At 69.2% G+C, this 19,841-nt stretch carries 18 protein-coding genes; 12 read left to right on the top strand and 6 right to left on the bottom strand.

Annotation, left to right across the window (positions count from 1 at the left end):
- The first annotated feature begins 11 nt into the window (after positions 1–11).
- Positions 12–1,574 carry an ABC transporter substrate-binding protein gene (locus tag ACFQ4H_RS00920; protein WP_377565720.1) on the top strand — a complete coding sequence of 521 codons (1,563 nt, stop codon included), beginning with the start codon at positions 12–14 and terminating at the stop codon, positions 1,572–1,574.
- A gap of 536 nt (positions 1,575–2,110) precedes the next feature.
- Here ACFQ4H_RS00920 and ACFQ4H_RS00915 read toward each other — a convergent pair.
- A complete protein-coding gene (locus ACFQ4H_RS00915; protein WP_377565718.1) occupies positions 2,111–3,316 on the bottom strand; it encodes an MFS transporter in 1,206 nt (401 codons plus the stop codon).
- A gap of 313 nt (positions 3,317–3,629) precedes the next feature.
- Here ACFQ4H_RS00915 and ACFQ4H_RS00910 point away from each other — a divergent pair, with 313 nt between their 5' ends.
- Positions 3,630–4,223, top strand: a complete 594-nt coding sequence (locus tag ACFQ4H_RS00910) for a hypothetical protein (RefSeq protein WP_377565716.1) — start codon at positions 3,630–3,632, stop codon at positions 4,221–4,223.
- A gap of 21 nt (positions 4,224–4,244) precedes the next feature.
- Here the strand turns inward: ACFQ4H_RS00910 and ACFQ4H_RS00905 are convergent, their stop codons facing one another.
- Complete coding sequence (locus ACFQ4H_RS00905) at positions 4,245–5,456, bottom strand: low temperature requirement protein A (protein WP_377565714.1); 1,212 nt, start codon at positions 5,454–5,456, stop codon at positions 4,245–4,247.
- Between the two features lie 582 nt (positions 5,457–6,038).
- On the opposite strand from ACFQ4H_RS00905, the gene ACFQ4H_RS00900 reads away from it, so the two are divergent.
- From ACFQ4H_RS00900 to ACFQ4H_RS00880, 5 genes are all read left to right on the top strand, one after another.
- Positions 6,039–7,265 (top strand): ABC transporter substrate-binding protein, encoded by a 1,227-nt coding sequence (locus tag ACFQ4H_RS00900; protein ID WP_377565711.1) that lies wholly within the window; start codon positions 6,039–6,041, stop codon positions 7,263–7,265.
- Between the two features lie 69 nt (positions 7,266–7,334).
- Positions 7,335–8,210 (top strand): branched-chain amino acid ABC transporter permease, encoded by an 876-nt coding sequence (locus ACFQ4H_RS00895; RefSeq protein ID WP_377565708.1) that lies wholly within the window; start codon positions 7,335–7,337, stop codon positions 8,208–8,210.
- On the top strand, positions 8,207–9,229 hold the full coding sequence (locus tag ACFQ4H_RS00890) for a branched-chain amino acid ABC transporter permease (protein WP_377565706.1): 1,023 nt from the start codon (positions 8,207–8,209) through the stop codon (positions 9,227–9,229). Before ACFQ4H_RS00895 ends, ACFQ4H_RS00890 begins: the two co-directional genes overlap by 4 nt.
- Positions 9,222–10,052, top strand: coding sequence for an ABC transporter ATP-binding protein (locus ACFQ4H_RS00885; RefSeq protein ID WP_377565704.1), 831 nt, complete (start codon positions 9,222–9,224; stop codon positions 10,050–10,052). The genes ACFQ4H_RS00890 and ACFQ4H_RS00885 overlap by 8 nt, the downstream gene beginning before the upstream one ends.
- On the top strand, positions 10,039–10,770 hold the full coding sequence (locus tag ACFQ4H_RS00880) for an ABC transporter ATP-binding protein (protein WP_377565702.1): 732 nt from the start codon (positions 10,039–10,041) through the stop codon (positions 10,768–10,770). The genes ACFQ4H_RS00885 and ACFQ4H_RS00880 overlap by 14 nt, the downstream gene beginning before the upstream one ends.
- A gap of 113 nt (positions 10,771–10,883) precedes the next feature.
- On the opposite strand, the gene ACFQ4H_RS00875 is transcribed toward ACFQ4H_RS00880, so the two are convergent.
- Positions 10,884–11,645 (bottom strand): SDR family NAD(P)-dependent oxidoreductase, encoded by a 762-nt coding sequence (locus ACFQ4H_RS00875; protein WP_377565700.1) that lies wholly within the window; start codon positions 11,643–11,645, stop codon positions 10,884–10,886.
- Between the two features lie 42 nt (positions 11,646–11,687).
- On the opposite strand from ACFQ4H_RS00875, the gene ACFQ4H_RS00870 reads away from it, so the two are divergent.
- From ACFQ4H_RS00870 to ACFQ4H_RS00855, 4 genes are read left to right on the top strand one after another with little or no spacing between them, the layout of a single operon-like run.
- On the top strand, positions 11,688–12,554 hold the full coding sequence (locus tag ACFQ4H_RS00870; RefSeq protein WP_377565697.1) for an LLM class F420-dependent oxidoreductase: 867 nt from the start codon (positions 11,688–11,690) through the stop codon (positions 12,552–12,554).
- An 8-nt stretch (positions 12,555–12,562) separates the two neighbouring features.
- A complete protein-coding gene (locus tag ACFQ4H_RS00865) occupies positions 12,563–13,432 on the top strand; it encodes an SDR family oxidoreductase (protein WP_377565695.1) in 870 nt (289 codons plus the stop codon).
- A 19-nt stretch (positions 13,433–13,451) separates the two neighbouring features.
- Positions 13,452–14,600 carry an acyl-CoA dehydrogenase family protein gene (locus ACFQ4H_RS00860; RefSeq protein WP_377566221.1) on the top strand — a complete coding sequence of 383 codons (1,149 nt, stop codon included), beginning with the start codon at positions 13,452–13,454 and terminating at the stop codon, positions 14,598–14,600.
- Between the two features lie 9 nt (positions 14,601–14,609).
- Positions 14,610–15,716 (top strand): acyl-CoA dehydrogenase family protein, encoded by a 1,107-nt coding sequence (locus tag ACFQ4H_RS00855; RefSeq protein WP_377565693.1) that lies wholly within the window; start codon positions 14,610–14,612, stop codon positions 15,714–15,716.
- Here the strand turns inward: ACFQ4H_RS00855 and ACFQ4H_RS00850 are convergent.
- The 3 genes from ACFQ4H_RS00850 to ACFQ4H_RS00840 all read right to left on the bottom strand — a co-directional run bounded on the left by ACFQ4H_RS00850 (position 15,683) and on the right by ACFQ4H_RS00840 (position 18,112).
- On the bottom strand, positions 15,683–16,057 hold the full coding sequence (locus tag ACFQ4H_RS00850; RefSeq protein ID WP_377565691.1) for a nuclear transport factor 2 family protein: 375 nt from the start codon (positions 16,055–16,057) through the stop codon (positions 15,683–15,685). The two genes, ACFQ4H_RS00855 and ACFQ4H_RS00850, sit on opposite strands and share 34 nt — an antisense overlap.
- Positions 16,058–16,179: 122 nt before the next feature.
- Complete coding sequence (locus ACFQ4H_RS00845; RefSeq protein WP_377565689.1) at positions 16,180–16,980, bottom strand: SDR family oxidoreductase; 801 nt, start codon at positions 16,978–16,980, stop codon at positions 16,180–16,182.
- Positions 16,955–18,112, bottom strand: a complete 1,158-nt coding sequence (locus ACFQ4H_RS00840; RefSeq protein ID WP_377565687.1) for an acetyl-CoA C-acetyltransferase — start codon at positions 18,110–18,112, stop codon at positions 16,955–16,957. Before ACFQ4H_RS00840 ends, ACFQ4H_RS00845 begins: the two co-directional genes overlap by 26 nt.
- A 45-nt stretch (positions 18,113–18,157) precedes the next feature.
- Between ACFQ4H_RS00840 and ACFQ4H_RS00835 the strand changes: the two genes are divergently transcribed.
- A complete protein-coding gene (locus ACFQ4H_RS00835) occupies positions 18,158–19,750 on the top strand; it encodes a FadD3 family acyl-CoA ligase (protein ID WP_377565685.1) in 1,593 nt (530 codons plus the stop codon).
- Positions 19,751–19,841: the final 91 nt, after the last annotated feature.

Raw genomic sequence — 19,841 nt, 5'->3', positions numbered from 1 at the left:
AGAGGATTAGCGTGATCCTGCGAAGAAATAAGGTACTTGTTGCCCTTCTGGGCGTCGTTGCACTCACCGCCACTGCCTGTTCTGGCGGTGGTACGAACAAGCCGTCCGGCTCGTCGGAGATCAATCCCGATGCGGTGTTGCGGGTGGCCTGGGCCCTTCCCATGCCGACGCTCGACCCGATGATGCTGGCCAGCGTTGCCAGCCAGGGAAACCTCTCACCCATCTACGACCGGCTGACGCAGGTGGATGGGAAGGACAAGCTGCTGCCCATGCTGGCCACGTCGTGGCAGTTCTCCAGCGACGGTGCCTACCTCGAACTCAAGCTCCGCACGGACGTGAAGTTCCACGACGGCACCGTCTTCGACGCTGCCGCCGTCAAGGCCAACCTCGATCGGGGCAAGACCCATCCGAAGAGCACGGTCAAGCAGGCACTGAAGTCGATCACGTCGGTTGAGGTGGTCGACCCGACGACAGCCCGGCTGCACCTGGTGAAGGGGCAGGGGGCCGAACTGCCCAGCCTGTTCAGCTCCAACGCGGGCATGATGATCAGCCCGAAGGCACTGGCGGACCCGTCCCGGGACCTGGCGAACAACCCGGGCGACGCCGGTTCCGGCCCGTACGTCGTCACCGCGTTCGTGCCCCAGGAAAAGATCACCATGAAGCGGGCACCCAGCTACTGGGATCCCGAGGTCGGCAAGTTGGCCGGACTCGAGATCTCCCGGGTCGCCAACAACACCACCCGGCTGAACGGCGTCGCGGCGGGGGAACTGGACATCACCGGGGTCAGTGCGCCGAACGATCTGACCCGGGCGGACGACCTCGCCAAACGCGGCACCTTCAACATCGACAAGGTGCAGTTCCGCAACGTGATGAGCCTCTTCCTCGACGCGAAGAAGGGCAACCTCACCGATCTCAAGGTACGGCAGGCGATCGCCCACGCCATCGACCCGGAGAAGATCGCAGCGCTCTTCTCCGGCACCTGCACCCCGTACCGGCAGTTCTATCCGGAGGACTCCTGGCCGGCGCTGAAGGGCTACCAGTACCCGTACGCACCGGACATCGCGAAGGCCAAGCAACTGGTCACGGAGGCCGGTGGCGTGAAGTTCGACCTGACCTTTGCCGCCCAGACGAACACGGAACAGCCGGCCAACGTGATCCAGGCCGCGTTGAAGGAAGCGGGCGCGGACGTCAAGCTCGTCCCCGTACCCAACAGTGAGCACGATGCCCGCTACCAGGCCGGCGACTTCGATTCGATGGTGTCGAACGGGTTCAACCCCAAGGGTGATCCGGCGGAGACGCTGGCGACGTACTTCCTCGGCAGCTACCGGATCGTCGCGGACACCGCGGCGGTGCAGCCCCTGGCCGAGCAGGCCGCCAACCCGACACTGCCGGAGGCGGAGCGCGCCAAGCTCTACCAGCAGATCTGGGAGAAGGTGCTACAGGAGGCCTGGTTCATCCCGCTCTGCCGGCAGACCCACGCCATCATCGCCAACCCCAAGGTGATCAACGCCAAGAACCTTCCCTGGGCCAACCTGGGTTACATGGACCTGCGGGCCGTGGCCATGGTGAAGTGAAGATCAGCTTGACTGTTCGGCGTGGACGGTAGCGCTCGGCGCGACGGCCGCCTTCGATGAGCCACCCGGTCCGGTTGGACCCGGTGGTCACCTCGAAGGCGGCCGTACGTCTTTCCGGGCACCGGGGTGCCCCCATAGTCAGGAGCCTTGGACCTGCGTTCGGGCCGTCACGTCTGCCGCCGGCGGCCGGGCTGTGCGGCCGGTTTCCAGGAGACCGCTGCAACCCCCCACATGGCCTGCCCGTCGTCCCACATCTGCTACGACGATCCCGGACCGGCCCGGCCCGGCGACGTATGTCCGGGACGTCGACGTACGCCTGACCAATCGACCGGGAATTGACGCGACAGCGCCAGGCGCTTTCAGTAGCTCGTGCCATCGTGTCGCAGCGGCTGCCCCGTCTGTGCGCCCAGCTCGACAGCCTGGCAAGGATCCTTCTCGTTCCCGGCGGGCGTGGTATCGGCCGGCAACGGGAACCCCGTCGGCAACAGGCGGGCGTGCGGGCAACCATACAGTTGCCGGCCGCGGGAGCGGGGGCGTCAGCCGAGGCGGGGCCGGCCGTGCCCGGTGCGAATGGTCGAGGCCAGGCCGGCGGCCGTGGTCACCGCGCCGAACACCGCGAATGTCCAGCCCGGATCGGTTACCTCGCTCATGGCACCCATGGCCAACCCGCCGAACGGCAACAGCCCACCCCAGCAGAGGATGTAGAGGCTCATCACCCTTCCCCGCTGCACGTCGTCGACCACCTGCTGGAGTATCGAGTTGACCGAGGTCATGATCGAGAGAGTGAGGCCGCCGGCGGCGACGATGAGCAGGGCGACCAGCGGTGCCGACGTGGTCAGCCCGACCAGCGCCAACACGATCCCGAGCACCACCACCTGCCAGGCGGCGGAACGCAGCGTCACCCGGCCCCGGCGGCGTGCGACGCTGAGGATGCCGAGTAGCGAACCGATACCACCGAGGGTGACCAGGACCAGGAACGCCGAGTTGCCGTCGTCGGAGATGCGGGCACCGACGATCGGTAGCTGGGCCTGATAGGACGAGCCGAACAGCGACGTGATGGCGGTGATCGCCAGGGCCGTCGCTGCTGGGGGCCGTTGCCGGACATGGGTGATCCCGGCCAGCATCTGTCGGTGCATTCCGGTCCGCACCAGCGGGGCTGGTGGTCGAGGTGGGGTCGGTAGCCGCCAGGCCAACAGAGCTGCTGCGATGGCCGTCAGACAACAGACGGTGAAGGCCAACGTCGAGCCGGCCAGAATGAGTAGCGGGCCGGCCAGCGCCGGGCCGAGGATCCGGGCCAGGTTGAGACCGGCAGCCTGGAGTGGAATGGCGCTGGTCAGGTCAGCCGGGTCCACGGCACTGGCGGTGAGCGCCTGGTTGGTCGGGGAGACCACGGTGACGACGCAACCGGCCAGGAAACCCAACGCGGTGACCATGACGGTCGGCATCGCATCGAGCCCGGCCAACAGGATGCAGAGGCTGTCGAGCGCTACCGCGCAGCAGAGTGCGGTGACCAGTAGGCGTCGTCGGTCCCGCGTGTCGGCCAGCACGCCGGCTGGCAGGGAGAAGAGCAGGAACGGCGCCATGATGAAGAAGTAGAGGACGCCCAGCAGCAGCGCGTCGTTGTTCGTGCGGTTCGCGACCTCCCATTGGAAGGCGACGACCGCGAGCCAGTGGGCGAGTTGGATCAGCAGCACGGACAGCCATAGGAGCCGGAACGGGCGATGGCGCAGCGCACGGAACACGTTTCTTCGCTGCCTTCTGCTCGGAATGATTGCCTCAAGCAATCAGGCTGAGCAGGAGGCTACCAAGCGCTTGGTTGATTGCCTAGGTCGGTGTCGCCGACTGTGAGGGATCGTGCCCCGGGCCGGGCAACGACCGATCCTGAGCTCAGGGTTTGCCCGGGCGACCCCGGCAGGCTGCCTGGCGCGACCCCCGGCTCCCGTACGATCAGCGATTTCGATTGGCACTAAACCGGGATTCTCACGTTTGGCAATGCTCCCTAACGTGAAGAGGCGAACCATGTCGCAGCCCCGACGGTGTCCTCAAGGAGCGAGCATGCCCGTCCCACAGTCCATCCGTACCGCTGCCCTCGTCAGCGTGCTGTTGCTGCTCGCCGGGTGTGGGGGCGGCGACAACGGTACGAGAAGTGCCGAGGAGGGGCTCGGCCCCGGAAACCCGGTCGCGTCGTCGGCGTCCCCGGTTGCACCGAGCACCGGTGTCGATGGTCATGCGCCGGCCACGGCCGCCCCCAGTGGCGGTACGGTTCCCGGCGGCAGCGGTAACGGGAGGCCCGGGGGTACGGACCGGAGCGCGGGGTCCGCCGCGATTCGTCCGACGATCGTCTCGTTCCGGATCGAGCAGAAACCCACCTGTCCCGCTGGTACGACCGCCAATCCCATCCCCGGAACCCCCGTCGTGCTGGCCTGGAAGGTAACCAACGTCGACAAGGTCGCCCTGTCCGTCGACGGCCCTGGCATCTACGCCGACAACTATCCGCCGACCGGCACCGAGACGTTGAACTTTCCCTGTAGCGGCAAGGGGGGCGATGTCCAGCGGCACACCTACTCGCTGACCGTCACCAATGCCGCTGGTAAGACAGCGAAATCGCTGGTGGTGACTGCCGTGGTCCACGAGATCGCCCCCGTCTGACCCGGGGCGTGACCCGGTCGGTCAGAACGGCGGTGCGGCAGGCTCGGGAGGGGCGCCCCGCGACCGACGTGCGTCGGCGATGGCCACCGCGGTGAGAACCAGCATCGCGGCGGCTGAGGCGACCACCGTGGGTGCCCCCTGTACGGCGGGGACGAGTGCGATAAGCACGACGATGGCGACGATCCGCGAGGGGGACACTCGGGAGAACACCTCGTATTCGAAGCGGGACCGGCCGGCGATGAACAGCGCCGGCCCGCCGAGGATGGGCAGCAGCCAGCTGAGTTCCGGCTGATCGAGCGGGTGGCCGATGGAGAGCTCGTAGCCGGCAGCGGTCGCGACGATGCCGATGGTCATGACGAGGTGCGTGTTGGCGGCGGACCTACCGATCGTCGCGGGATGCCTGGACAGGGCAACGGCCTCGGCGAGGATTCTGCCGGCGCGGTGGAAGTAGATCCGCCAGATCAGCACTGACGTGGCGATCGAGACCGCGAATGCGATCGTGCGCTCGGGGGCCAGATGGTCACTGTAGGCCCAACCGATCACCAGGATCGTCTCGCCGAGCGCGATCAGGAAGAACTGCTGGAACCGCTCGGCCAGGTGGCTGCCGGCGATGTTCCACCTCGATGAACGGGAACGCCCCAGCCCCGGTACCGGCCAGCCGAATCGGACGAGGGTGTACTCGGTGGCCAGCGCCAGGGTCCAGAGCAGGCCCCGGGACCAGCCCGTGGTCGATGCGCCCGCGATCCACGCCACCGACAGGGTGCTGTGCGTGATCAACATCCGGACTTTGAGGGAACGTCGTTCATGCTCGCGTACCGCGGTGAGCAACAGCAGGGGACGGCTGACCTGTACCACGCAGTACGCGACCGCGAAGAGTAGACCGCTGCTGCTGAACGCCCGGGGCAGGGCCACGCCCATCACCATGCTGCCGACCAGCGCGATGATCACGACGGTCTGAACTATCCCGGAATCCGGGTTGTACCTGCTGGTCGACCAGGCTGTGCCCTGCCAGACAGCGAAGAGGGCCACCAGCAGCAAGACCGACTTGCAGAACCCGAGCGAAACCACCCACAACTCGTGTCCGGCGGGGCGGATCGTGAGTCCCTCGTATATGCGGGCGACGATCCGGGTCAGTGCGAAGACGAAGACGAGGTCGAAGAACAGCTCCAGGAACGTGGGCCTTCGTAGGTGTGGATCCGAGGAGCTGAGGTCCAACTCGATGCTCTTGCGCATGATCAGCTCGCTCTGCCCTCGTCCGACCTTCTCTCGCAGTGGTAGCACTTCGGCGGCCCGGCCAGGGTGAGACCGGAAAACCGGCCTGGTGTTGCCCGCTGGTTGCCAGGCCGTTGCGTTCGCCGTTCCTGTCGTCGGGGGTGGTCCATAGCGGCTCCGGCCGTCGATCGCAACTTCATGTACGGGATCCGTCACGGAAACCACCCCGACGGCTACGTCTTTCGTGACGGCCTCGCCAACTCTCCGTAACTGTCGATGGGGTGCTTCGTCACCTGATGGCGGCTCACATCGTGGCCTTGACCAGGGTGGTTGCCCGCGCACGGGACGGCGGAACCTCTTGATCTTTTCGTGATGCCGGTGTCACATTGTGGTCCTTGACACGGCGCGGACTCGACAGCATGATGTGCTTCAACCAAGCGCTTGATAGGTTTCCGGGACGTGTCAAGTTGCGTCACTGGAAGCGCACGTCGTCGGCGGTCGTCGACCGCTGTGGTCGGCAGTGGGAGTTCGGCCTAGCCGAGACCCCTTCAAAAGGACATATAACCCAGATCCTTTACCAGAACGTGCGAGGCAGGGGTAGAAGTGGCCATATCAAAGGGAACAACGACTGGCCTGGTCGCAGGTCTAGCCGCCCTCGCGTTGGCCGCCACCGGGTGCGGTGGCGGCGGCAGCGACACGGACGAACCCACCAGCGGCACCGCGACCGGAGCACCGATCATCATCGGGATGGACGAGGACAGCACCGGGCCGGGTGCCTCGTACAGCATCATCGCCGGCAAGACGATCCGGGTGGCGGTCCAGGACATCAACGACAAGGGCGGCGTGCTCGGCCGTCCGTTGAAGCTGGTGGTCGGAAACGACGAGAGCGATCCGACCAAGGTCCCCGCCGTACTGCAGAAACTCGCCAGCCAGGGGGCGAAGGCCTTCCTCCTGCAGAGCGGCAGTGCCGCGGTCATGCAGGCGAAGTCCACGCTCACCCAGCTCAAGCTGCCGGCGATCGCACCGACCGGCGTCACCTCGACCCTGGTCGACCCGCCCAACAACGAACTCATCTACATGCTGGCCAACACCACCGCCGACTGGGCCGGGGTCTACTGCGGGGCCTTCCAGGCCGCGAACATCAGCAAGCTGGGCGTGCTCACCGACGACACCACGACCATCGCGGCACTGAACAAGGCGTTGCTCGACAAGATGCCCTGTGTCACGTTGGTGGCCACCGAGAAGGGGGCGGCCAACGCCTCCGACCTGTCCGCCCAGGTCGCCCGGCTCAAGAACGCCAATCCCGACGCCGTCCTGGTGACCAGCGTCGGCGGCGCGTTCGAGGTGCTGGCCCAGAACACGCTGGCCAAGCAGCTCAGCGGTAAGCCGAGGTTCTCGCTGGCCTCGATCGGCAACCAGCCCTCGTCGTGGAAGCTGGCCAACGCCGGTGCCCTGGACGGTCTGATTTTCATGGGCTCGATCAACCAGAACAACCCGCGTACCAAGGCCCTGACCGAGCTGCTCAAGAAGAAGAACGGCGACGACTACGACATCACCGCCTTCGACGCGCAGGCGTGGGACTCGGTGCAGTTGCTCAAGTTGGCCATCGAGAAGGCCGGCGGTCCGGACGATCCGGCCAAGCTGAACGAGGCGATCCAGAGCCTGAGCGGCTACCCGGCGACGTTCGGCCAGGAGAACTTCACGCTGTCGTTCTCTCCCACCAAGCACCTCGGCGCGGACGGGCTCTGCGGCCTGTCGCTGATCGAGTTCGGGGCCGACAACCGGCCCAAGGGTCCCTGGGCGACCTACCAGCCACCCTGCACTGCCTGACCTGGCACGGGTGAGGGTGCGCATGGGCGAACCGGCCACCCTCACCCGGTACGTTCCCGAGGAGTTTCCATGACAGAACTCCAGCTCTGGCTCTCCGCGGTGGAGATGGGCTGTTTCTTCGGCATCCTGGCGCTGGCCTACTACCTGGTACAGGTCGGTGCCGGCTTCTTCAACTTCGCAATCGGTCCGTACGCGATGATGGCCGGCCTGTGTACCTCCTGGCTGGTCATCGAATACGACATGGGGGTGTGGGGCGCCGCCGCGATCGGGGTCCTGGCGACCCTGGCCCTGGCCGCCGTCACCGAGCTCGGTGTCGTTCGACCGGTACAGCACCGCAGCGGCGGTGGTGAACTGCCGGCGCTGGTGGCGGTGGCGGCGGTGCTGTTCGCGATCCAGCAGCTCGCCGGCTATCTCTTCGGTCACCCGACGCTGCCGGGGCAGAGCCTCGCCACGTTCGATCCGGTGACCGTCGGCGAGACCGTCATCCAGCCGAGTTCCCTGCTGCTGATGGCGGTGACCGTGGTGGCGTTCGGAGCCACCGCCGTCTGGATCCGGTCCAGCCGGACCGGTCGTCTGCTGCGGGCGGTTGGCGACAGCAAGAACGCCGCTGCCCTGCTCGGTCTGCCGGTCAACCGGATCCGGCTCATCGCGTTCCTGCTGGCCGGCTTCCTCGCCGCAGTGGCCGGCCTGCTGTTCGCGCCGAAGGCGGGCGTCCACTCCCTCTCCGGGCTGCACTGGTCGGTGTCCGGCTTCCTGGCCGTGGTGATCGGCGGCACCGGATCGGTGTGGGCCCCGCTCGTCGGTGGCATGCTGCTCGGCCTGGCCGAGGTCTTCCTGCCGTACTACTTCGGTGGCCAGTCGCACGTGTACGGAATGCTCCTGATCGCGCTGCTCTTCTTCGCCTTCCGCCCGCAGGGCCTGTTCGTCAGGACGGTGCGCGCATGACCACGCTGGCCAGTCGACCTGCGGCCGGCGAGACCCGCCGCTGGGACATCCGCGAGGTACCGGGCATCGGCGGACTCGCGCTCGGTGTCGTGGCCACGGCCCTGATCCTGCTCTGGGTCGGCAGCGACGGTTACCGGCAGACCCTCGTCACCTCCGCCGCGACCTACGCGCTGATCGCCCTCGGGATGTACGTGCCGTACCTGATGGCCGGATCCCTGTCCATGGCCTACGGCGCCTACGCCGGCATCGGTGGCTACGCCGTCGGGCTGATCTCCACGAAGACGGCGTTGCCGCTGGCCGTGGCGTGGATCGTCGGGCCGATCGTGGCGGCGCTCATCGCCGTACTGCTGGGGTTGGTGACCCGGCGGTTGTCCGGCTTCTTCCTCGCTGCGGTCACCCTGCTCTTCGGCATGGCGTTCACCGCCTTCCTGATCGACGGTGAGGGCATCACGGGTGGCTCCGCCGGCCTGGGCAACCTGCGTCCGCTCAACCTGTTCGGTTGGACCCCCGACCACTACCAGGTGGTGGTCGGTTCGGCGGTCGTGGTCTGCGTGATCGCGTTCCTGCTGGACCGGTTGCGGCTGTCGCCCTGGGGCGTGATCGTGCGGACCATGCGGGACGCACCGCGAGCGGTGGAGGCCGCCGGCGTACGGGTGCCGGTGATGAACCTGGTCGCCCTCGGGCTCGGGGCGGCGATCGCGGCCGTCGGGGGTGGGTTGTTCACCTACTCGGCCGGCAGCATCACCCCCGACACGTTCACCCTCAACATCGTGTTCCTGGCCATCTTCATGCCGCTCATCGGTGGGGCGGGGACTCCGTGGGGTGCGGTCGCCGGAGCGGTGCTGGCCGTCGAACTGACCCTCAACTTCCCGGCCATCCAGACCAGCGGCACGCTGCTGCTGGCCCTGGGCGTGCTGGTCATCATGCTGATCGCGCCGCGCGGTGTCATCGGGTACGCCGACAAGCTACGCACCCGGATCTGGGCGCTGTCGAGGAAGGGACGGGTCGACCATGGGTGAGGAAACGCTCCTGGTCGGGCGGGGCCTGACCAAACGCTACGGCGGGGTGACCGCGCTGGAGGACGTGTCCTTCGAGCTGCGGGCCGGGGAGGTGCTCGGGCTGGTCGGCCCGAACGGCGCCGGCAAGACCACCCTGGTCGACCTGATCTCCGGTACCCAGGCGGCCACCGCGGGCGAACTGGTGCTGCGGGGGGCGGAGCTGTCCGGTCCGGCCTCGCGTCGGGCCCGGGCCGGGTTGGCCCGTACCTTCCAGTATCCGCAACTGGCGTTGGAGCTGAGTGTCCGGGAGAACCTGCTGCTGGGTCGCGCCGCCCGTCGGCACGCGTCGCTGTGGCGGATGACCGTCGGCGCGTTCGCCGGCGCACTACGACCCCGGGTCGCCGACGATGTGCGAGCGATCCGGCTGCTGGCCGAGGAACTGGGGATCGAGGGCCTGGACCGGGAGGCCGGTGACCTGTCGCTGGGCGAACAACGGTTGGTCGAGGTCGGGCGGGCGCTCGGACAGGATCCGCTGGTGCTGCTGCTGGACGAGCCGTTCGCCGGGTCCGACGCGCAGGGCGTCGCCGGCATCGCGGAGGTGATCCACACCGTACGGCGGCGTGGGCACGGCGTGATCCTGGTCGACCACAACGTGGACCTGGTCGCCCGGTTGGTCGATCGGATCATGCTGCTCGATCGGGGCCGGGTCGCCTTCGACGGAGAGCCACGGGAGTGTCTGGCCAGCCCGCAGATGCAGCAGGTGTACTTCGGTTCGGTCGACGATCCGGACGTCGGGTCCGAGACCGGAACCCGGGAGGCGGAGGTGGAAGATGTCCGCTCATGAATTGAAGGTCGACGGGCTCAGCGTCCGTTACGGTCACGCCAGTGCCGTCACCGACGCGACCGTGACCGTCCCGGGCGGTACGGTCACCGCGCTGGTCGGGCCGAACGGTGCCGGCAAGAGCAGTCTGCTGCTGGCCGTGTACGGATCGGTGCCGTCGACCGGCAAGGTGACCCTCGACGGTGAGGAGGTCAGTCGGCTGCGGCCGGCTGCTCGGGCACGGGCCGGCATCGCGATCGTGCCCCAGGGGCGGCAGCTCTTTCCGCACCTGAACGTGGCCGACAACCTGCAGGTGATGGCCGAGCTGCTGCATCTGCCGAAGTCCGCGGTGGACAACGCGTTGGACCGGTTCCCGATCCTGCGTACCCGGCTGCGCAGTCTGGTCGGCGTGCTGTCCGGTGGCGAGCAGCAGATGCTCGTGGTCTCCCGGGCGTTGATGGGCTCGCCGAAGGTGCTCCTGCTGGACGAGATGATGACCGGTCTCGCCCCGCTCATCGTGCAGGAACTGGCCCGTACGGTGACCGGTCTGGCCCGGGAGGGCGTGGCGGTGCTGCTGGCCGAACCCGCGCTGGGTGTGTTGCGCTCCGTGGTCGACCGGGGCTACGTGCTCGTGCGTGGCGAGGTCGTGGCACAGGAGGAGGACGGCGGGCGGGCGTTGGACGACGCCTATCGCGCGGCCATCGGGGTGGAACGCCCCAGGGAGCTGCGACCTACTGGCTGACCTCGTTGATGGGCTGGTCGTGTGCATGCGACTGATCGGGATCCCCACGCTGGGGATCCCGATCAGCGTTGGCCGGCCCGGTCGGCCTCACTCCGTTGCGGGTGGGAAGTCGGTCAGACGGTGTAACCACCGTCGACGTCGAGTTGCTGACCGGTGATGAAACGGGCGCGGTCACTGGCCAGGAAACAGACCGCCTCGGCCACGTCGTCGGCGGTGCCGAAGGTGCGTAGCGGAATGTTGGCCCGGGCGACGTCCAGTGCACGCTCGTCGAGGTCGCCGGAGGCGATCAACCGGGCTGCCATGCCATCGGTCAACATGCCGGGTCCGACGCAGTTGGCGCGTACGCCGTACCGGCCCTCTTCGGCGGCGACGCCTCGGACCAGCGCTTCGACGGCACCCTTCGGCCCGGCGGAGAGACCGTCGCGGACCGGGTACCGCCGGGTGGCGGCCGTGGTGACCGCGATCAGGCTGCCGCGACTCTGACGCAGCAGGGGCAGCGCGGCGCGCATCAGGTGGAAGAAACCGATCGCGTCCTGTTCGAGTTGGGTGCGGAAGGCCGCCGGGGTGATCCGGCTGAGGTGGACCATCGGCACGTGTGGCCCGGCCGCGTAGATCACGGTGTGCAGGCCGTCGAACCGTTCGGCGGCCTCGGTGAGTACCGCGGTGCTGGCCTCGTCGTCGGTCAGGTCGAGTTGCCAGGTTGCGGCGCGTCCGAGTTCGGTGGCCAGTGAGTCGGCCGCGTCCGCATTGCGCCGGTAGGTCAGGGCCAGGGCGCTGCCCCGGGCAGCCAGCATCCGGGCGATCGCGGTGCCGATGCCGCCGGTCGCGCCCGCGACCAGGGCAGCACCGGGGCGGCCGGAGAAGTCGTCGATCATGCCGGCTAGCTTACCAAGCAAGCGTTTGGTAGGGTATCCGTCATGGGTGTCAAGTTGGGCGTGATGCCAGTGCTCGCCGGAACCAGCGGCGCCGATCCGCACGTCGCGGCGCGGTTCGTACGACAACTTGAGGACCTGGGCTGCGAATCGGTGTGGGCCGTCGAACATGTCGTGGTGCCGGACAGCTATGCGTCCGCCTATCCGTACGACCCCAGTGGCCGGATGAACCTGCTGCCCCGGGACGACATCCCCGACCCGCTGCACTGGCTGACCTTCGCGGCGGCGCACACCGACCGACTCATGCTCGGCACCGCGATGCTCATCCTGCCCGAGCACAACCCGGTACACCTGGCGAAGCGACTGGCCACGCTCGACGTACTCAGTGGCGGCCGGCTGATCGCCGGGATCGGGGTCGGGTGGCTGGCGGAGGAGTACGACGCGGTCGGGGTGCCCTTCGCGGGCCGGGGCCGCCGGGCCGACGAGTACCTCGAAGCGCTGCGCGTCCTCTGGACCCGGGCGCCGGCCAGCTACACCGGGCAGACCGTACGTTTCGCCGACGTGCACAGCCGACCACGGCCCACCCGTACCACCGGTGTTCCGATCATGATCGGCGGGCACAGCCCGGCGGCGGTCCGGCGGGCGGCCCGGTTCGGGGACGGCTTCTATCCGCTCGGCGTGGACGTGGCCGGACTGCGGAAGCTGCTGGGCCGGCTACGCGACGAGTGCCTGGCGCTCGGCCGGGACCCGGCGGCGGTGGAGATCACCGCCCGCGCGCCGGCCTCCCGGGCGGAAGCGGAGGAGTTGGCGGAGTTGGGCGTGGCGCGGGTGGTGATCCGGGCGGATCCGGCACGACCGGCCAAGGTCGAGGCGACCGTGACCCGCTATCGGCGGGAGGTCCTAGGAGAGTGAGGATTGGCATGAGCGAATCAGGCCGGGTGGTCGTGGTGACCGGAGCCGGGCAGGGACTCGGTCGGGCGCACGCGCTGGCCTTCGCGTCGGCCGGTGCCCGGGTGGTGGTCAACGACGTCGGCAGTGGTGCGGCCGACGTGGTCGCCGAGATCCAGCGGGCCGGCGGCACCGCGATCGCCAGCGTCGGCGACGTCGCGGACTGGGGCTACGCCGAACAGTTGGTGGGCGCCGCGGTCGAGGCATTCGGCCGGCTCGACGCCCTGGTCAACAACGCCGGGCTGGTCCGGGACCGGATGCTGGTCAACCTCTCCGAAGCGGAGTGGGACGACGTGGTCCGGGTCGACCTGAAGGGGCACTTCGCGCCGCTGCGGCACGCCGCCGCCTACTGGCGGGACCAGGCCAAGGCCGGACAGCCGGTCGCCGCCCGGGTGGTCAACACCAGCTCCGGGGCCGGGCTGATGGGCAGCGTCGGGCAGAGCAACTACGCTGCGGCCAAGGCCGGCGTGGCGGCACTCACCCAGGTCGCGGCGGTGGAACTGGCCCGTTACGGCATCACCGTCAACGCGATCGCGCCGTCGGCGCGTACCGCGATGACCGCCGCCGTCTTTGCCGACGCGATGCGGGCCCCCGAGGACGGATTCGACCAGATGGCCGCCGAGAACGTCTCCCCGCTGGTGGTCTGGCTGGCCAGCGCCGACGCCGGTGACGTCACCGGCCGGGTCTTCGAGGTGGCCGGTGGTGCGGTCAGCGTCGCCGACGGCTGGCAGCACGGCGAGCCGATCGACGCCGGCCGACGCTGGCGTCCCGAGGAACTCGGGCCGGTGGTCCGGGACCTGATCGGCCGCGCACCCACCCCGGCACCGGTCTACGGAGCCTGAGATGCCCGCTGTCACCGAACTGTCCGACGACGACTTCCGGGCCACCGTCCGTGACTGGCTGGCGGCCCATCTGACCGGCAGGTTCGCCGCCCTGGCCGGCACCGGTGGTCCCGGCCGCGAGCACGAGAACATCCCATTGCGTACGGAGTGGGAACGTGAGCTGGGCGGGGCCGGCTGGATCGGGCTGGGCTGGCCCCGGGCCAGCGGTGGCGGTGGGGCCAGCATCGCCCAACAGGTGATTTTCTTCGAGGAGTACGCCCGGGCCGGCGGCCCGGGACGGCTCAGCCACATCGGGGAATATCTGCTGGCCCCGACCCTGATCGCGTTCGGCACCGAGGAGCAGCGCCGCCGCTTCCTGCCGCCGATCGCCGCCGCCACCGAGTTCTGGTGCCAGGGCTACTCCGAGCCGAACGCCGGCTCCGACCTGGCCGCGGTACAGACCCGCGCGGTCCGGGACGGCGACGTCTGGCGGATCACCGGTCAGAAGGTGTGGACCTCCCTGGCGCACATCGCCGACTGGTGCTTCGTACTGGCCCGTACCGACCCGCAGGCGCCCAAGCACCGGGGACTGTCCTACCTGTTGGTGCCGATGGACCAGCCCGGCGTGCAGGTACGCCCGATCACCCAGCTCACCGGTAGTTCCGAGTTCAACGAGGTGTTCTTCGACGACGCGGTCACCGCGGCGGAGAACATCGTGGGACAGCCGGGTGACGGGTGGCGGGTGGCCACCGGCACGCTGGCCTTCGAACGGGGCGTGGCCACGCTCGGCCAGCAACTCGGCTTCGCCCGGGAACTGGACGACGTGATCGGGGTGGCCCGGGCCAACGGCGTGTCCGACGATCCGGTCTGGCGGGACCGGATCACGGACGCCTGGGTCGGCCTGCAGGTCCTTCGCCACCACGCGCTCCGGACCCTGGGCACCCCGGAGGGGGACCTGCCGGGAATGGAGGCGTCGGTTGCCAAGCTGCTCTGGGCACCCTGGCACCAGCAGTTGGGCGAACTGGCCATGTTGGTGACCGGTCCGGCGGCGACGCTGGCCGACGACGGTCTCTCCGACGCCCAACGCCTGTTCCTCTTCACCCGGGCCGACACCATCTACGGCGGCTCCAACGAGATCCAGCGGAACATCATCGCGGACCGGCTGCTTGGCCGGGTACCGCGCGGCTAGGGGGTACGGGTGGACTTCGGTTTCACCGCCGAGCAGGCGGAACTACGCGACACGGTCCGGACGTTCCTGAGCCGACAGGCCACCTCGGAGCGGGTACGCGCGGCTGCGGGCTTCGATTCCGCCCTGTGGCAGCGGCTGACCAGCGAACTCGGGGTCACCGCGCTGGCCATTCCCGAGCAGTACGGCGGGTTCGGCGCCTCCGAGGTGGAGATGGGACTCGTCCTGGAGGAGGCGGGGCGGGTGCTGCTGCCGGCCCCGTACCTCGCCACGGTCACGGCGGCGGCTGCGCTCGACGGGGACCTGGCCACTGATCTGCTGGCCGGGATCGCCGACGGTGGCACCGTCGCCACCCTGGCGCTGGCTGAGCCGGGCGTGGGCTGGTCGTCGAAGGACTGGACCTGCACGGCCCGGCGATCCGGTGCCGGCTATCTGCTGGACGGGGTCAAGGAGCATGTCCTGGACGGGCAGGTTGCCGACGTGGCCGTCGTCGCGGCGCTGTGTGACGGCGAACCGGGCCTGTACGCGGTGCGGACCGCCGACACCCGGCGTACGGAGCACAGCACCCTCGACCCGACCCGACGGCAGGTGCGGCTCGAGTTCACCGCGACGCCCGCCACCCTGGTCAGCCGGCGGGGTGCCGAGCATGCCCTGGATCTGATGTGGGCGGCGGTGGCGGTCGAGTCGATCGGGGTGGCCCGGGCCAGCCTGGAGTCGACCATCGACTACCTCCGGACACGTGAACAGTTCGGCGTTCCACTGGCGCACTTCCAGGCGCTACGGCACCGGATCGCCGACCTGGCGGTGGCGGTGGAGGCGGCCACCTCCAGCGCCTGGTACGCGCTGCGCGTGGCCGGTACGGCGGAGTTCGCCGTGGCCGCTCCGCTGGCCAAGCTGGTCGCGACCAGGGCCGCCGGTACGGTGACCGCGGAGAGCATCCAGCTGCACGGCGGAATCGGTTTCACCTGGGAACACGACGCGCACCTCTACCTCAAGCGGGCCACCGCCAACCGGTTGCTGCTCGGTGACGAGGTGGCCCTGCGCCGGTTGATCGCCGACCGGGCCGGTCTCTCGGCAGCCATGGGTCAGGGGGTCGCGCCCGTCGACTCGACCGTGTAGTGGATCGTCTGGGCCATGATCCAGCCGTCTTCGATGACGTACGAGTCCGCTCCGTCCCGTACCCGGGTGTGCGCGGCCTCGGCGGTCCACTCCAGGAACGCGACGCGTCCCTCGGCCAGCCGGCACGTGTAGGTGTACCGCGCGTCCGGGATCTCCTCGGCGAGGAACCGGGCCAACTCACGTACGCCATCGCGCCCCCGGAACACCCCGCGGCGTTCCAGGACCACACAGTCCGGGGAGACGTTGCGTTCGATGTCCTCCTCGAACCGGTTCTCGCCCGACAAGCGGAGATGGTCGTCGAAGACCTCGGCGGCCGAACGCGCTCGCAGGTCCTGAGCCATACGGACATCTCCCACACAGATCCGGATCGGGCCGGCGGCCCGGGCGAGCCTCGATTATCGCCCGGGCCACCGGTGGCCCACGGGGCCAATGCGAAATCCGGAGCGCGCCGCTGTCGGGGCGCTCAGTCGCGGGGTGTCGGGCGGGCGGTGTCGGCGTACGCGGGCCGCTGGCCGCCACCGTCGACCACCAGGTTCGCGCCGGTGACGTAGCCGGCCAGTGGTGAGGTCAGCAGCAGGCAGGTGTCGGCGATGTCGTCCGGAGTCGCCATCCGACCGAGCGGGACGGTGGCGGCAACCGCAGCCAGGGCCTCCTCGTCACCGTAGTGGTCGCCGGTCTCCTCGGTACGGACCATGCCGGCGGTGACACAGTTGACGCGTACGGCAGGTGCCCACTCGACGGCCAGGGCCTGGGTGAGTACGGCCAGCCCGGCCTTCGCCGCGGCGTAGACGGCGGTGCCCGGGGCCGGACGGATCGCGGCGACGCTACCGATGTTGAGGATGTGACCGCCCCCCTCCTGCTGCTGCATGACCGCGTTCGCCGCCTGCGCGACGAAGAACGGAGCCATCAGGTTGAGCCGGACCACCGAGGTCACCAGGTTGGGGGAGGCGGTCGCGGCCGGTACGGCGGGGGAGCCGCCCGCGTTGTTCACCACGATGTCCAGTCGACCGAACCGGCGTACCGCCTTCTCGATCAGTTGGGTCGCCTGCTGCGGGTCGCGTACGTCGGCGGCGACGAACTCGATTCCGTCGGGTAGGTCGGCGGGTTCGGACCGTCCGCAGACCAGTACGGACGCGCCGGCGGAACGTAGCCGGCGGGCGATCGCCCGGCCGATGCCCCGGGTGCCACCGGTCACCACCGCCACCTGACCGGTCAGTGGTGTCGCCGACCGGGTCGGCTCAGAGCCGTTCGATGATGGTGACATTGGCTGTCCCTCCGCCCTCGCACATGGTCTGTAGCCCGAACCGTCCGCCGGTGCGCTCCAGTTCGTGCAGCAACGTGGTCATCAACCGCACGCCGGTCGCCCCCAGCGGATGACCGAGCCCGATCGCCCCGCCGTTGACGTTCACCCGGTCCAGGTCGAAGCCGGTCTCCCGCTGCCAGGCCAGCACGACCGAGGCGAACGCCTCGTTGATCTCCACCAGGTCGATGTCGGCGACCCGCAGCCCGGCACGGCTCAGGGCGTACTCGGTGGCCGGGATCGGCCCGGTGAGCATGTAGACCGGGTCGGCGGCGCGGACGCTGAGGTGGTGGATCCGCGCGCGGGGGCGTAGCCCGTACTCGGCGACCGCGCGGGGCGAGGCGACCAGCAGTGCGGCGGCGGCGTCGGAGATCTGGCTGGCCAGCGCGGCGGTGACCCGACCGCCCTCGGTCAGCGGCGCCAGGGCGGCCATCTTCTCCAGTGACGTGTCGCGGCGTGGGCCCGTGTCGGCCTCCACCCCGGCCAGCGGGACGATCTCCCGGACGAACCGACCCGAGTCGATGGCGGTCGTCGCGCGCCGGTGGCTCTCCAGTGCGAACTCCTCCATCTCCCGCCGGCTGATGTCCCACCTGTCGGCGATCAGTTCGGCGGCCCGGAACTGGGAGATCTCCTGGTCGCCGTAGCGCTCCTGCCATCCGGTCGAGCCGGAGAAGGGGTCGGTGAAACCGAGCGGTACGCCAGCGGTCATCGCCGAGGAGATCGGGACCCTGGACATGTTCTGCACACCGCCGGCCACCACCAGGTCGGCGGTGCCGGAGAGGACGGCCTGCGCGGCGAAGTGCACGGCCTGCTGGGAGGAGCCGCACTGGCGGTCGACGGTGACCCCGGGAACCTCCTCGGGCAGCCCGGCGGCCAGCCAGGCGGTACGGGCGATGTTGCCGGCCTGCGGGCCGATCGCGTCCACGCAGCCGAAGATGACGTCGTCGACGGTGGCCGGGTCGATGCCGGTCCGGTCGACGAGGGACCGCAGCACGTGTGCGCCGAGATCGGCCGGGTGGATCCCGGCGAGCCCGCCGTTGCGTCTGGCGACCGGCGTCCGGACGGCGTCGACCAGGTATGCCTCTGTGTCAGTCACGTCTCGGACCTTACCAACCAAGCGCTCGGTTGGTAACCTGCCAACGTGCTGACGGACGTGACGGACCCGACAACTGCCAGGACGATTCCCGACCTCGTACGCCGCTGCGCGTACGCCTATCCCGACCGTGACGCGGTGGTCGACGGCGCGGTGCGGCTCAGTTTTCCGCAGCTCGCCGATGAGGTCGAGCGGTTCGCCCGAGCGCTGATCGGTCATGGTGTGGCGCCGGGGGACCGGGTGGCGATCTGGGCTCCGAACGGTTGGCGCTGGGTGGTGGCCGCGCTCGGTACGGTCAGCGCCGGTGCCGTACTGGTGCCGATCAACACGCGGTTCAAGGGTGCCGAAGCCGCGTACATCCTGGGGCGGACCAGGGCCCGGCTGCTGGTCACCGAGGACGGCTTCCTCGGCAACCACTACGTCGCGATGCTCGACGACCAGGAGCTACCGCATCTGTCGACGGTGGTGGTCACGGCGGGTGAGCCGCCGGAATCTGCGCATCGGGTCGTGCTGGGCTGGGACGGACTGCTGGCCGCCGGGGTCACGGTCCCGGTGGAACAGGCCCGGCGGCGGGCGGCGGACGTCGCGCCGGACGATCTCTGTGACATCTTCTTCACCTCCGGCACGACCGGGCACCCCAAGGGGGTGATGCTGGCCCACGGGCAGACCATCGCGTTGTACGTCTCCTGGTCACAGCGGGCCACCCTGCGCCCAGGGGACCGGTGCCTGCTGGTCAACCCGTTCTTCCACACGTTCGGCTACAAGGCCGGTGTCCTTGCCTGTCTCCTGCGGGGTACGACCATCGTGCCGCAGTCCGTGCTCGACGTGCCGGCCACGATGGACCTTATCGAGCGGGAACGGATCACCGTCCTGCCCGGCCCGCCGACGCTGTACACCTCGATCCTGGACCATCCGGAGCGGGGTGGTCGGGACCTGTCCAGCCTCCGGGTCGCGGTCACCGGTGCGACCACGGTCCCGGTGGTCCTGATCGAGCGGCTCCGTACCGAGTTGGCCATGCCGACGGTGGTGACCGCGTACGGGCTGACCGAGTCGGGCGGTACCGCCACGATGTGCCAGCCGGACGACACTCCGGTCACCGTCGCCACCACCTGTGGCGCCCCCGTGCCCGAGGTGGAGGTACGGGTGGTGGGCCTCGACGGTGTGCCGTTGCCGCCCGGTGAGCCGGGTGAGGTGCTGATCCGGGGCTACAACGTGACCCGTGGCTACTTCGAGGACGAGGCCGCCACCCGGGCGGCGATCGACGGGGACGGCTGGCTGCACACCGGTGACATCGGGGTGCTCGACCAACGGGGTTACCTGCGGATCACCGACCGGCTCAAGGACATGTTCATCGTGGGCGGCTTCAACGCCTATCCCGCCGAGATAGAGCAGGCGCTGCTGCGACACCCGGCGCTGGCCGAGGCGGCGGTCGTCGGGGTGCCGGACGAGCGGCTCGGCGAGGTGGGGCGGGCGTTCGTGGTGCCCCGTCCGGGGACCCACGTCGAACCGGCGGAGATCGTCGCCTTCTGTCGGGCGAACCTGGCCAACTACAAGGTGCCGCGGTCGGTCGTCGTCGTCGAGGAACTGCCCCGCAACGCCAGCGGCAAGGTGTTCAAGTCGCGCCTCCGTACGCAGATGTGAGCCGGTGTGCCGCCGCCGTGAACCGCCGCCTGACCTGGTCGTGCGCCGCCGGCCGGATCGGTGGGAGTCACCGCCGGGGCCGATCACCATT

The organism is Micromonospora sonneratiae (genome assembly GCF_042679305.1).
GTDB lineage: Bacteria > Actinomycetota > Actinomycetes > Mycobacteriales > Micromonosporaceae > Micromonospora_H > Micromonospora_H sonneratiae.
This window is presented reverse-complemented; position numbering and strand designations above follow the sequence as displayed.